Genomic DNA, 12,354 nt, shown 5'->3' on the forward strand with positions numbered 1-12,354 from the left:
TGTGAGCCCCACCGACACACGCACCACCCCGGCGACCCTGCTCACTGCGACCGGACGCGAAGCCACCCGATGGGTCGCGGCGCACTGCCGCGAAGTGCCATGGCTGGCACTCGCCACCGTGCTCACCACGGTCGCTGGGGCGGCGCTTCAGGTGTTGCCGGTACTCCTGCTCGGCCGGGTGGTCGACGGGGTGGTCAAGGGCGAATCGCCATCGACCCTGGTCACGATCGGAGTCCTGATGGTGGCCGCCGCGCTGCTTGGCGCGGCGGCCACCGCTGCGTCGACATACCTGATCGGCAGGCTGGGCGCGGATCTCCTCGCACGGCTGCGAGAGGGCGCCGTCCGGGCGGTGCTGGGCATGCCGAGCGCACGGATCGAGCAGGTCGGCCGGGGAGACGTGCTCTCCAGGGTCGGCGACGACGTGGCCGTGCTGTCGAAGGGCATCCGGACGGCCATCCCCACGATCTTCTCGGCGGGCGTGCTGGTCGTCATCGCCACCGTCGGCATGTTCGGCTTGGACTGGCGGCTCGGCCTGGCGGGCGCCGGCGCGCTGCCCGCGTACGCGCTGGCCCTGCGCTGGTATCTCCCCCGGTCCGCCCCGCTCTACCAAAAGCAGCGGGCGGCCCAGGCCGACCGCGCGCAAGCGCTGATCAGCGGCCTGAACGGGATCGACACAGTCCGGGCGTATCGCCTCGAAGGAGCCTTCCGCGAAAAGGTGACCAGCGAGTCGTGGCGCGTGCGTGATTTCGGCATCGAGGTGTTCCGGCTCTTCGGCCGGTTCGTCGGCAGAGAAAACCGCGCCGAGTTCATCGGCCTGGTCCTGATCATCCTGGTGGGCTATGCCCTGCTGGAAGCCGACGCCGCCAGCCTGGGCGAGGTATCGGCGGCCCCTCTGATGTTCCACCGGCTGTTCAATCCTCTCGGCGCCATCATGTTCACCTTCGACGAGGCACAAAAGTCAGGCGCAAGCCTGACCCGGCTGGTAGGCGTCCTGGGAGAGCCCACAGAGGAACGCCTGGTAGGCGCTCCCGCAGTCGCGTCAGCAAACACCACGCCAGCGAACGCCACGTCACCGGACACCACGACAGCGAACGCGTCACCGGACACCGCGACGGCAAAGGCCACGCCGGCGGACAGCGCGGCGTACGCGGTGACGGTCAAGGGGCTGACGTTCAGCTACCCGGACTCTGAAGAGCCGGTCCTTCGGGAGGTCGACCTGACGATCCCGGCCGGGGCCTCGCTCGCGCTGGTGGGGGCGACGGGCGCGGGAAAGACGACCCTGGCCGCGCTGATCGCGGGTATCGGGAGCCCGCAGGCCGGATCGGTGCGCATCGGGTCGACCGACCTCGCCGATCTGGATGAGGCGGGCGCGCGCGCCCTGGTGAGCATCCTGACGCAGGAGACGCACGTGTTCTCCGGTGCACTCGCCGACGACCTGCGCTTGGCCGCGCCGGAGGCGACCGACGGCGAGCTGATGGACGCCTTGCGCACAGTCGGCGCCGACGGATGGGTCGACACGCTGCCCGATGGGCTGAACACCATGGTCGGCGAGGGCGGCGAGCGCCTGGACGTCACCAAGGTCACCCAGATCGCCCTGGCCCGGCTGGTGCTGGGCCGTTCGCCGGTGGTGGTCTTGGACGAGTCAACCGCGGAGGCGGGGAGCCAGGGCGCCGCCGAGCTTGAACGTGCCGTGCTGGCCGCCTGCATGGGCCGCACCACGTTGTTCGTGGCGCACCGGCTGACCCAGGCGGTGGCGGCTGACCGGATCGCCGTGCTGGACGCGGGACGCATGGTGGAGCAGGGCACTCACGAAGAGCTCGTGGCTCTGGGCGGTCGATACGCGCAACTGTGGCGAGCCTGGCGAGAAGGTAGCTAGCAATGACGACTCCTGAAACGGGGTCCGAGATCCTCAGGACCGCATTGCGCCGCAACGTCGGCGCCATGACCTGGGGCACCGCCCTCATGGGCATGTACCAAGCAGGCGAGACCGCCTTCCCCATCGCGCTCGGGCTGATCGTCGAACACACGATGCGAGACCGGAACCTGGGCTCACTCGGCCTGTCGATCGCCGCGCTCGCCGTGATCATCACGACCGTCTCGTACTCGTGGCGGTTCGGGATGCGCATTCTGCAGAAGGCCAACACGACCGAGGCTCACCGCTGGCGGGTACGGGTCGCGGCCTGCGGGCTCCAGCCGGTGGCCAGGGACGTCGACCTCAAGTCCGGCGAAGCGCTGACCATCGCCACCGAGGACGCCGACCAGACCGCCGACATCATCGAGGTGGTGCCGCTCCTGATCAGCTCGCTGGTCGCGGTACTGATCGCGGCGGTCGCGCTGGGCATGGCCGACGTCCGGCTCGGCCTGCTGGTCATCATCGGAACCGTCGCGATCCTGTCGATCCTGAGCGTGATGTCCAAGCGGATAGGCGCAAGCACTCAAGAGCAACAGGCCCGTGTAGCCCGCGCGGGTGCGAAGGTCGCCGACCTGATCACCGGCTTGCGCCCCCTGCGCGGCTTCGGCGGCAACCACGCGGCGTTCCACTCCTACCGGAAGGTCAGCACGGAGGCGAAGCACCAGGCGATCACCGTCGCCAAGGTGAACGGCGCGTACGCAGGCACCGCGCTGGCCCTCAACGCGATCCTCGCCGCCGCCGTGACCCTGACCGCAGGCCACCTCGCGTTCCAGGGCCAGATCACCATCGGAGAGCTCGTCATGGCCGTGGGTCTGGCGCAGTTCATCATGGAACCGCTCAAGCTGTTTTCCGAGATGCCGAAGTACGTGATGATTGCGCGCGCGTCAGCCGAGCGGATGGCATTGGTGCTGGCAGCGCCCCCGGCAATGACCCCCGGTCCGAAACACCCGGCCCCCAACAGCGATCTCGAGGTCGACTGCGTCCGGTACGGGTCCCTGCGCAAGCTGAAGTTCCATGTGTCCGCCGGCGAGTTCGTGGCGATCGCCGCCTACCAGCCACGCGCGGCGGCCGATCTAGCGGCAATCCTCGCCGTCAACGTCCCTCCCCACTCGCACGCCGGTGTGGTGCGGATCAGCGGTCAGGACACGGCGGACCTCTCCATCGAATCCATCCGCGAACACATGCTGGTGAACCCCTACGACGGGGAGATCTTCGCAGGCACCCTCCGTACCAACATCGACCCGTCGGGGACCAGCCGCCTGATCCCCGAGGCGGTCGAAGCGTCCATGCTGACCGACGTCGTCGCCCTCCACCGCGAAGGACTCGACTACGGCGTCCGCGACCGCGGCGCGAACCTTTCCGGCGGCCAGCGCCAACGGCTATCTCTGGCCCGCGCCCTGGCCGCCGACACCGACATCCTCGTCCTGCACGACCCGACGACCGCCGTCGACGCAGTCACCGAACAACTCATAGCCCGCAACATCGCCAAGCTACGCCGCAACCGCACCACCATCGTGCTAACGAGCAGCCCACCCCTCCTAGACGCCGCCGACCGAGTCCTAGTCCTGGACGACGGCGTCATCACCACAGAAGACACGCACCGAAACCTCCTAAGCACCGACAAGGCCTACCGCCAAGCCGTAGCCCGCTGACCCACGCAATGAGGCAGCCCGCGAAACGCCCCGTCAGCGAAGCCCCGGCAGGCAGACTCCGCGCGGTTAATCGCGCGTGAGTCCTGGTGGGAGGGCGTCTTCGTCGGGCCCGACGGGGCGTGCGTTGACCAGCGGATTGCCATGCAGGGCGCTGATCAACGCGGCGGTCCCGCCGATGTTGGTCCAGCTGTCATCCCAGAGGGCGCTGACGAGCCAGGAGTGATCTGCGGGGAAGAACAGGTCGGGCAGCGCCCCTTCGCCGCGCATGTGCCCGGTCCGCCAGGTGAGGGCTTGTTCGGGCCCGGCTTCCACCAACAGATAGGCAACTTAAAACAACCACCAGCACCAACACGGCAGGACAAACAATGGTAACGCCTATGACAATACCCACCAGGTTGCGTTTAATTATCCCCACTGAGCATCCAGCTTCTCTTGGATTGCCGCCGGCTCGAGCTCGATGATCAAGGCAGCATATTGCGCAGGGCCGACCATCGTCGGATCCGGCTAATCAGCCGATTGCCGGATGTGATTTCCGGTCAGTCGGCGGCGGTCGAGGGGGCCCGGGGTTGCGTCGTCAGTGAGGAAGCCGCCGGACTGGTGGTGCCAGAGACGGGCGTAGGGACCCTTGGCCTGGAGGAGCTCTCGGTGGGAGCCCTGTTCAAGGACGCGGCCGCGGTCGAGAATCACCAGGCGGTCCATGCGGACGACCGTACTCAGGCGATGCGCGACGACCAGTGCGGTGCGGTCGCGCATCAGGCGCCACAGGGCCTCCTGGACGAGAAGCTCGCTCTCGGAGTCCAAGGCGCTGGTCGCCTCGTCCAGCAGCAGGATCGGGGCGTCCCGGAGGATGGCGCGGGCGAGTGCGACGCGCTGTCGCTGGCCGCCGGAGAGCTTGACGCCTCGTTCACCGACCAGCGTGTCGAAGCCGTCCGGAAGGTTCTCGGCGAACTCGGTGACGTGGGCCGCCTGCGCGGCCTGGAGCACCTCGGTCTTGGTCGCGCCCGGCCGGGCGAAGGCGATGTTGTCGTGCACCGACCGGTGGAACATCGCGGGTTCCTGCGGGACGTACGCGATCAGACTGCGCAGGTCGGTCTGGCGCAGCCGGGCGATGTCCTGGCCACCGATGAGGATCCGGCCGCTGTCGACGTCCATGAGACGCAGCAACAGCCGGGTGAGGCTCGTCTTGCCGCCGCCGGACCGGCCCACCAATCCGACCTTGGTACCGCTGGGAATCTCCAGGTCCAGCCCATCAAATAGGGGTGGGCCTTCACCATGCGCAAAAAGCACCTGCTCAAAGCGGACCGCCGCGTCGGCCTGGCGCAACGGCTGCGGATCGGGCGGGTCGACGACGGTCGGCGGATCCAGGAGCAACTCGGTGAACTGCGCGGCCTCGGTGAGCGTGCTCTCTATCCGCCGGTAGATCTGGTTGAACTCGAACATGATCCGGGTGGCGCTGGTGTAGTAGCTGAACGTCACCACGATGGCCTCCACCCCGAGGCCGCCACGGAGTCCCACCGCGGCGAGCAGGCCCAGGATGCTGGTCAGGATCAGCATCGGGGCGACGATCGTGTCGACTCTGAGGTTGGCGTAATCCCAGGAGCGCAGTGACAGCCGGGACTGCTCGGCGACACGATCCCGGAACTCGGCGGCCTCTCGATCCTCAGCGGCGAACGCACGGACCGTCTCCATGTTGGTCAGAACGTCGGCGACATGGCCCGACACGCGTACCTTGGCGGCCTCGCGCTCGTCCACCAGCACCTGCCGGCGGCGGATGAACGGGGTGACGAGAAAGCCCGTGACGATGATCAGCCCCAGGAGCACGAGGACCAGGACCGGGTGATACCGCCACAGGATCACCGAGGCGAAGGCCAGCGGGATCACGTTGGCAATGATCGAGAAAGCGAGGGTGTCGGCGAAGTCTTCGAATCCGCTGGAGAAGTTCAGGATCCGTTTGGTCAGTGAGCCGGCGAAGTTTTCGTGGAAGAACGCCGGGTCTTTGGCGAACAACTCGTCCATGCCCACGATGCCGAGCCGCTCAATGCCGCGGGCGTCCACCCGGTTGAGGAAGTGCAGCCCCGCTCGCCATAGCGCCTCGCCTGCCAGCATGAGGCCGCCGAAGCCGAGGACATAGGGCAGGAGCGCGCCAAGGTCACTCTCCCCGCCGCCGGCCAGATGCCCCACCAGAGCGGCCACCATCAGCGGTGTCAGGTAGAACAAGCAGGTGTTCCCGAGCGCTGGGAGAGCCATCGCGGGAATCGAGACCCGCCACTGACGGCGCAGCACATCGCAGTAGTAGCGCAAGGCCAGCAGAACCGCTCGCTTCCGAGGCGACTGGCCGTTCTGGGAACCACGTCGTACCCCTAGTACAGCCACCCAGCCCTCCCACGCCGCCCGCTTCCTCCATGCTCCCTCGGGCCGTCCGGGGCAAGCGAACGGTTTTTCGCGAACGCTTTAGGCAATCGCGCGGCAAGACAAGGCCCTCACAACCGACGTTCAGGAGGTCATTCACCCAAACTCCGCCGTGTCGTCGCCGCTACAGCCGCGCTCCGCCCTGTCCAATTGGTGCGTTCCACAGCACCCGCGTTGCCAGAAGACAAGCCGACCCGGACCGCAGGGCAGCCACGGCCCGAGGATTGTTTGCGGCGCATCAGCCGATCGCCGCCTGCGCGCGAGACTCGGCATAGGCGATTCAGACGAGACATCCTCCTAGCCGACGCACTCCAAGAGGGTCAGCGCTGCGTCGGCAGCATGTGCGAACGTTTCGGCCTGTGCCCAGTGACGGCGAGATCTGGGCAACCGGGCGGGGTCTGGGTGACCGGGCGGGGGTCTAGGCCACCAGGCGGCGTCCGCGCCACCAGACGGCGTCCGCGCCACCAGACGGCGTTCGCGCCACCAGACGGCGTTCGGACCACAGGCGGCGTTCGGGCGGCATCCGGGCGTCCGGATCGGGCGCGTGTGCGGCGAGCACGCCGACGGCCTCGCCGGGGCAGCGGTAGGCGGTCGCCCACGACACACCATGGTCACGCCCGAACGCGGCCGGGTCAGCGCGGTTACGCAGCTACCGCAGGTCCAGTGCTGCCTGCCCGAAGCAGGTCAACGTCCTGCTGCCGTCGGCGTGCGGCGATGGCGACGCTCGGACCACAGCAGGCGAGCAACGAACTGCGGCAGTTACCGCGGGATTTGAGATAAGGCACCTTTCCCAGGATCCGCGTCAAGCTCGGATAACCCCTGGTCGCCGCAGCAGTGCCACGGCGATCCGCGGCTGAAATGTTGTGCCGCACTGGTCAGTTCCGGCCAGATCAACTCATTGCTCAGGCTTCAGTGTGGTTGGACACTGGTTTTCGCTTGTGTGAGCTGGCACCGATCAGCCGATGGGGAGCCCATGACGAATCGTGTTCGTAAGTCTGGACCATTCCGCAGATTGTGCGGGATGGCGGTCATGACCGCGCTTATTGTGGCCGTGCCGGTGGTGTTTACGACCACTGCAGTACAGGCGGCGCAAGCGCAGCCGGCCGCCAACCCCCAATCCAACGCCGTCATCACCTGGAATATCCACGCTGAGACCGCCATCTACGAGGTCGCCCGGCAATCACCGACAGCGTCCGCCCGCAGCTTTGCGATAGTGCAGGGTGCGGTGTACGACGCGGTCAACGCGATCGCCGGCACTCCGTACAAGCCGTACCTGATCGCTCCCCGCAGCCGGCCCGGTGACTCGGCCCCCGCAGCCGTCGCCACCGCGGCCTACCGTGTGCTCCTCTGGCTCTTCCCCGGCCAGGCAGACTCCTTGCGCGCGCAGTACGAGAAGTCGCTCGCCGCGATCTCCGACGGCCGTTCAGAACGCGGCGGCATCGCTGTCGGCGAGGCCACGGCCGCAGCCATGATCGATGCCCGCCGCAACGACGGCGCGTTCTCCGATGCGACCTGGCCCGTCGGCACCGCCCCGGGCCAGTGGCGGCCGACCCCGCCCGGCTTCCTCCAGACCGGCGCCTGGTTCGCCACCCTGAAGCCATTCGTCATCGGCGACCCCGGCGACTACCGCAGCCCGGGGCCGCCTGCCCTGAGCAGCGCCGCCTATGCCCGCGACCTGAACGAGGTCAAGACCTTCGGCTCGGCCACCAGCACGGTGCGTACGCCCGACCAGACCGAGGCGGCGACCTGGTGGGACGACCCGCGACTGGTGGAGTGGGCGATCAAACGCCAGCTCGCCACGACCCATCGGCTTGGCACCCTGCAAACGGCCCGCATGTTCGCGATGGTGGACGTGGCCGCCGCCGACGCGCTGATCGCCTGCTACCAGGAGAAGAAGTTCTGGAGGTTCTGGCGTCCGGTGACGGCCATCCCGCTGGCCGACACCGATGGCAACCCGGCCACCGACGCCGACCCGGACTGGACTCCCCTGCGGACCACGGCGCCGTCAGCGGAGTACCCGTCAGGGCACGCCTGCTTCACCTCGGCGACCACGGCAAGCCTGCGGAAGTTCTTCGGCCGCGACAACCTCTCCTTCAGCGCCTACAGCGCCGACTCCGGCACGACCCGCCGCTACACCAGCCTCTCCAAAGCCATGGCCGAGCTGGTCCAGGCCAGGATCTGGGCAGGGGTGCACTACCGCTTCGCCTCCAAGGACGGCGATCAACTCGGCGCGGCCGTCACCCGCGACGTCCTCAACCACGCATTCGGCCCCCGCAACAACTGACCCCCAGAAGGTCCCTCCCTGACACCGCCCATGGGCATCATGGCTGGCCAGGATGCCCAGCTGGGTTGCCACCCAGCGACCCAGATCGCATGGATCAACGAAGTAGCGTTGGCTCCTCCCGGAGCTCCCGGAACTCCCGAGCTCCGGGTGGAGCAGACGCGCCCATGCGTGGACGGGTCATTCACGGGTGGATACCGATGTCCCTGCTGGTCTAGGCAGCCGCAGTGAGGCTGATCGTCGGAGAGCATGCCCCGCTCCACCGAAGCCGCTTAGGCTGAGTTCGTGCCGGACGACGAGAGAAGGCCCGCGCGGGTCGAGGACGTGCATGAGCTTGCTCTGGCTATGCCACATGTCACCGTTGACCACGGGACCGGCGACAATCCGATCTACCAGGTAGGTGGGAAGTCGTTTGTCTTCTTCCGCAATCCGCGGCCGGATGCCGTCGATCCCGAGACCGGGGAACGCTATCAGGATGTAATCGTTTTCTGGGTGGCGTCCGAAGAAGACAAGCAGGCGCTGGTGCAGGACGAGGCGTCGCCGTTTTTCACCACCGCGCATTTCAAAGGCCACCTGTCTGTGCTACTGCGGGCCAGCCGTATCGGCGAGCTCACCCGGGACGAATTGGCAGAGATAGTTCAGGACGCGTGGTTGTCACGCGCGTCAGCCCGCCGAGCTACAGCCTGGCTCAACGCTCATCCCCCGCCTTGATGGCGCCGAGGGCGCTGCGGGGTGAGGTGGTTGGGGATGGCTGAGCCGGTGCGGGTGCGGCGGTTGAACTTGCGACGGCGGGGCCGAGTCCGAGTTGGGTGAAGAAGTGGTCCCGTCCTGGATGCTACGAGTCGTCCAGCATCTGCAGTAGCCGGGCTGTGGCGATTACCAGCGGCAGGACTCTCTCGCACTGCCGGCTTGCGCCGGTTCCTTAATGCCCGGGGATTCGGTGTATCGCGGGCGTATCCAAAAACCCATACGCCACCGCAACGGTCCTCCGTCTGCAGTGGAGGCATGGACCACAGCTCATCAGTATCAGCGCCAGCCCGTTGTAGGCGCAGGAGCGGGCTTGTCAGTCTGGTCGATTCTCGGTGCAGCGATCGCGGGCCCGATGTCCGCCCTGTGCGCCGTCCGACTCTCGCCTGCCGAGGCCCTGCGTACGGCTTGACCCTTGGGTGGTGAGTTGTGGCGAATCCACCCTTGGCTATCAAAGCGCGCGTTCTGGCGGCCGTCACTCGGTTCGTTGCGGTGCTGCTGGTGCCGATTGCCTTCTGCCGTGCGCCGGGCCACGCCCGCTTCCTGGCCTGCCAGTGGGCGTTGGGCATGCGGTTTCCCGCTGAGGATCTGCGCGGGCTGACACCGGAAACGCTGGCGGCGTTCACCCACGCGCGGGCCGAGGCGTTCTGGCGCGACCGGCAACTGATCGGCCTCACCTCCGGATACCGCGACGCGGCACAACAGCACCAGATCTTCACCGCCGAAGTGCAGCGCACCGGCTCGGTGACCGCGGCACGGCGCCGGGTGCTGCCACCACAAGAATCCAGCCACGTACGAGGACTCGCACTCGACGTCCGGCCGACCGAAGGCGCACGGTGGCTCGAACAGCACGGCGGACGATACGGGCTCTACCGCATCTACGACAACGAGTGGTGGCACTTCGAATACCGCACGGTCGCACCGGTCCGGCTGCCGCATCCGGACGCCTCGGCTTGGTTGTCTGAGCACGGCGCCGCGTACGGGCTGTGTCAGATCTATGGCAATGAGCCTTGGCATGACGCGCTGCGTTCCGATGCTGACGACAGTTGGCCGCCGAGGTATGCGGATCCGGCTGACGACCCGAGGACGCAGCCGTGAATCGGGTCCCGGTCGCGCTTGAGCGACGGGCAGGTACGTTTCGACCGCCGACCTTGCAGACGCTGCCTGTGGCGGTGACTGCGAACGTGGCCAAGATTCGTGCGCGGACTCAGAGCAAGGTCATGGCCGTGGTCAAGGCCGACGGTTACGGCCACGGCGCCGTCACGGTCGCCAAGGCTGCCGTGGCCGCCGGTGCCGGGTGGCTCGGGACGACGAGCGTCGCGGAGGCTTCCGCGTTGCGCGCCGCGGGGTTGGCGGTGCCGATCCTCACCTGGCTGCACCCCTGCGGGATCGACGCTGAGGCGGCCGTGGCCGCGAGGGTCGATGTCGCGGTCGGGTCGGTGGACGAGCTCGGCGCGCTGGTTGGGCAAGCCGCGTCACGCGCTGCGACGGCGGTGCGGGTTCATCTGCATGTGGACACCGGAATGTCCCGTGGCGGCTGCCCCCGCAGGCAGTGGGACGAACTGATCGCTCTCGCGCAGCGTGGTCAGCAGGCTCGCAGGGTCCGCGTCGTGGGTGTCATGGGGCATCTTCCGCTGGCCGACCGGGCCGACCCCGTGGCGAACGCACCGGCGGTCGCCGGTATGCACGAGGCGCTGAAGGTGGTCCGGGCGGCGGGGCTCGGTTCGCCGCTGGCACATCTTGCGGCCACGTCGGGGACGGTGACCGATCCGGCGACACATTTCGGCATGGTCCGCGTCGGGGCGGGACTGGTCGGTATCGATCCGTCCGGGACCGTGGAGATGCACGGCGCGTCCCGTCTGACCGCACCGATCGTGCACACGACGGCGGCCCCGGCTGGAACGACGGTTGGTTACGCCGGCACGTATGTCACCGATCGTGCCACCCATCTGAGCGTCCTCCCCCTCGGGTACGCCGATGGGATCCCGCGAGAGCGCTTGCCCCAGGCCGGCGTTGAGATCCGCGGGCGCCGTTTTCCGGTCGTCGGACGGGTCTCGATGGACCAGATCGTGATCGATACCGGTGCCGAGTCCTTCCCGGTCGGCACGTCCGCGACCGTGTTCGGCCCGGACGGGGGCGCGACCCCGACCATCCACGACTGGGCTCGTTGGGCCGGGACCATTCCGCACACCATCGTCACCGGCATCGGGCCGCGTGTGAAAAGGAGCATTGCGTGAAAAAGGAGCACCGCGTGAAAGGGAGCACCGCGTGAAAGGGAGCACCGCGTGAAAGGGAGCACCGCGTGAAAGGGGGCATCGCGTGACACGGCGAATCGTGGTGATCGGCGGCGGACAGAACGCCGAGCACGAGGTCTCCCTGGCCACTGCCACAGCGGTCGCGCAGGCGCTGCGTTCCAGCGGATTCGACGTTGACGAGCTGACCATCGACCGCGACGGGATATGGGGGCGAGGAACCGATGCGCTCGGGTCGCAGCCCATCGGGTCCTTGGCGGCGGCATTGAGCGTCATCGAACGTGCCGACGCCGTCTTCCCCGCAGTCCACGGCCCGTCCGGCGAGGACGGGACCCTCGCGGCGTTGTGCGCCCTCACGCATACGCCATTGACCGGCTCGGGCCTGCGGGCCGGAGCGGTCGGCATGGACAAGTGGGCGACCAAGCTCGTGGCGCAGGCCGTCGGGATCCGGACTGCTCCCGGCCGGCTGGTGGCGGCGGCAGACATCGCGGGCATCGAGTTCGAGACGCATGTGGTGGTGAAGCCGGCCTCGGCCGGGTCGAGTTTCGGTGTCGCCCTGGCACGCGACGCCTCCCAGCTACGCGACGCGCTGAGCTGTGCGGCGCGATTCGACGACCGGATCCTGATCGAGGACGTCGTCGTGGGCCGGGAGATCGATGTGGCCGTTCTGCGTGAGGCCGATGGCCGTCGATGGGCGTCACCGCCGCTGGAGATCCACACCGACGGCGTGTTCGACACCCTGTCCAAATACGACGGTTCGGCTCGGTTCAGTGTGCCCGCCGACATCGACAGCGCAGACCGGGCGGCCCTGACCAGGGCGGCGCTGCGGATGTTCGACGCGCTCGGCTGCGCCGGTGTCGCCCGCATCGACTTCTTCCTCACCGACCACGGACCCGTCCTCAACGAAGTCAACACCATGCCCGGAATGACGGCCGAGTCCCAGGTACCGAGAATGTTCGCCGCAGCCGGACTGCCCTACGAGCAGCTCGTCGCGCGCTTGATCGACGCTGCCACCGTGCCCGGACCCACAAGCCCGGGCTCTGAGCGGGTGAAGGCATGACCCGGCCGACCTGAGAAGGCTGGGCAGACGTCGCGAAAGGC

The 12,354-nt window shown here is 67.9% G+C and carries 10 protein-coding genes; 7 read left to right on the forward strand and 3 right to left on the reverse strand.

Annotated features, from left to right (window positions below; all coding sequences use genetic code 11):
• Position 1: 1 nt before the first annotated feature.
• Together ACH34W_RS52390 and ACH34W_RS52395 are read left to right on the forward strand one after the other, a co-directional pair.
• Positions 2-1,876, forward strand: coding sequence for an ABC transporter ATP-binding protein (locus ACH34W_RS52390; protein WP_395968785.1), 1,875 nt, complete (start codon positions 2-4; stop codon positions 1,874-1,876).
• 2 nt (positions 1,877-1,878) lie between these two features.
• Positions 1,879-3,564, forward strand: coding sequence for an ABC transporter ATP-binding protein (locus ACH34W_RS52395; RefSeq protein ID WP_395968786.1), 1,686 nt, complete (start codon positions 1,879-1,881; stop codon positions 3,562-3,564).
• Positions 3,565-3,630: 66 nt separating this feature from the next.
• On the opposite strand, the gene ACH34W_RS52400 is transcribed toward ACH34W_RS52395, so the two are convergent.
• From ACH34W_RS52400 to ACH34W_RS52410, 3 genes are all read right to left on the reverse strand, one after another.
• Positions 3,631-3,876, reverse strand: coding sequence for a hypothetical protein (locus tag ACH34W_RS52400; RefSeq protein WP_395968787.1), 246 nt, complete (start codon positions 3,874-3,876; stop codon positions 3,631-3,633).
• 192 nt (positions 3,877-4,068) lie between these two features.
• Complete coding sequence (locus ACH34W_RS52405) at positions 4,069-5,811, reverse strand: ABC transporter ATP-binding protein (protein ID WP_395968788.1); 1,743 nt, start codon at positions 5,809-5,811, stop codon at positions 4,069-4,071.
• Positions 5,812-6,391: 580 nt separating this feature from the next.
• Positions 6,392-6,577: a hypothetical protein gene (locus tag ACH34W_RS52410; protein WP_395968789.1), complete on the reverse strand. Its 186-nt coding sequence runs from the start codon at positions 6,575-6,577 to the stop codon at positions 6,392-6,394.
• A gap of 426 nt (positions 6,578-7,003) precedes the next feature.
• Here ACH34W_RS52410 and ACH34W_RS52415 point away from each other — a divergent pair, with 426 nt between their 5' ends.
• The 5 genes from ACH34W_RS52415 to ACH34W_RS52435 all read left to right on the forward strand — a co-directional run bounded on the left by ACH34W_RS52415 (position 7,004) and on the right by ACH34W_RS52435 (position 12,313).
• Positions 7,004-8,257, forward strand: a complete 1,254-nt coding sequence (locus ACH34W_RS52415; RefSeq protein WP_395968790.1) for a vanadium-dependent haloperoxidase — start codon at positions 7,004-7,006, stop codon at positions 8,255-8,257.
• 282 nt (positions 8,258-8,539) lie between these two features.
• On the forward strand, positions 8,540-8,965 hold the full coding sequence (locus tag ACH34W_RS52420; RefSeq protein WP_395968791.1) for an MmcQ/YjbR family DNA-binding protein: 426 nt from the start codon (positions 8,540-8,542) through the stop codon (positions 8,963-8,965).
• Between the two features lie 480 nt (positions 8,966-9,445).
• Positions 9,446-10,099: a M15 family metallopeptidase gene (locus ACH34W_RS52425; RefSeq protein WP_395968792.1), complete on the forward strand. Its 654-nt coding sequence runs from the start codon at positions 9,446-9,448 to the stop codon at positions 10,097-10,099.
• Positions 10,100-10,173: 74 nt separating this feature from the next.
• Entirely contained in the window at positions 10,174-11,238 is a 1,065-nt protein-coding gene (gene alr / locus ACH34W_RS52430) for an alanine racemase (RefSeq protein WP_395968793.1), read from the forward strand.
• Between the two features lie 82 nt (positions 11,239-11,320).
• Complete coding sequence (locus ACH34W_RS52435) at positions 11,321-12,313, forward strand: D-alanine--D-alanine ligase (protein ID WP_395968794.1); 993 nt, start codon at positions 11,321-11,323, stop codon at positions 12,311-12,313.
• Positions 12,314-12,354: the final 41 nt, after the last annotated feature.

It is taken from the genome of Actinomadura sp. 6N118 (assembly GCF_044326415.1).
Classification (GTDB): domain Bacteria; phylum Actinomycetota; class Actinomycetes; order Streptosporangiales; family Streptosporangiaceae; genus Spirillospora.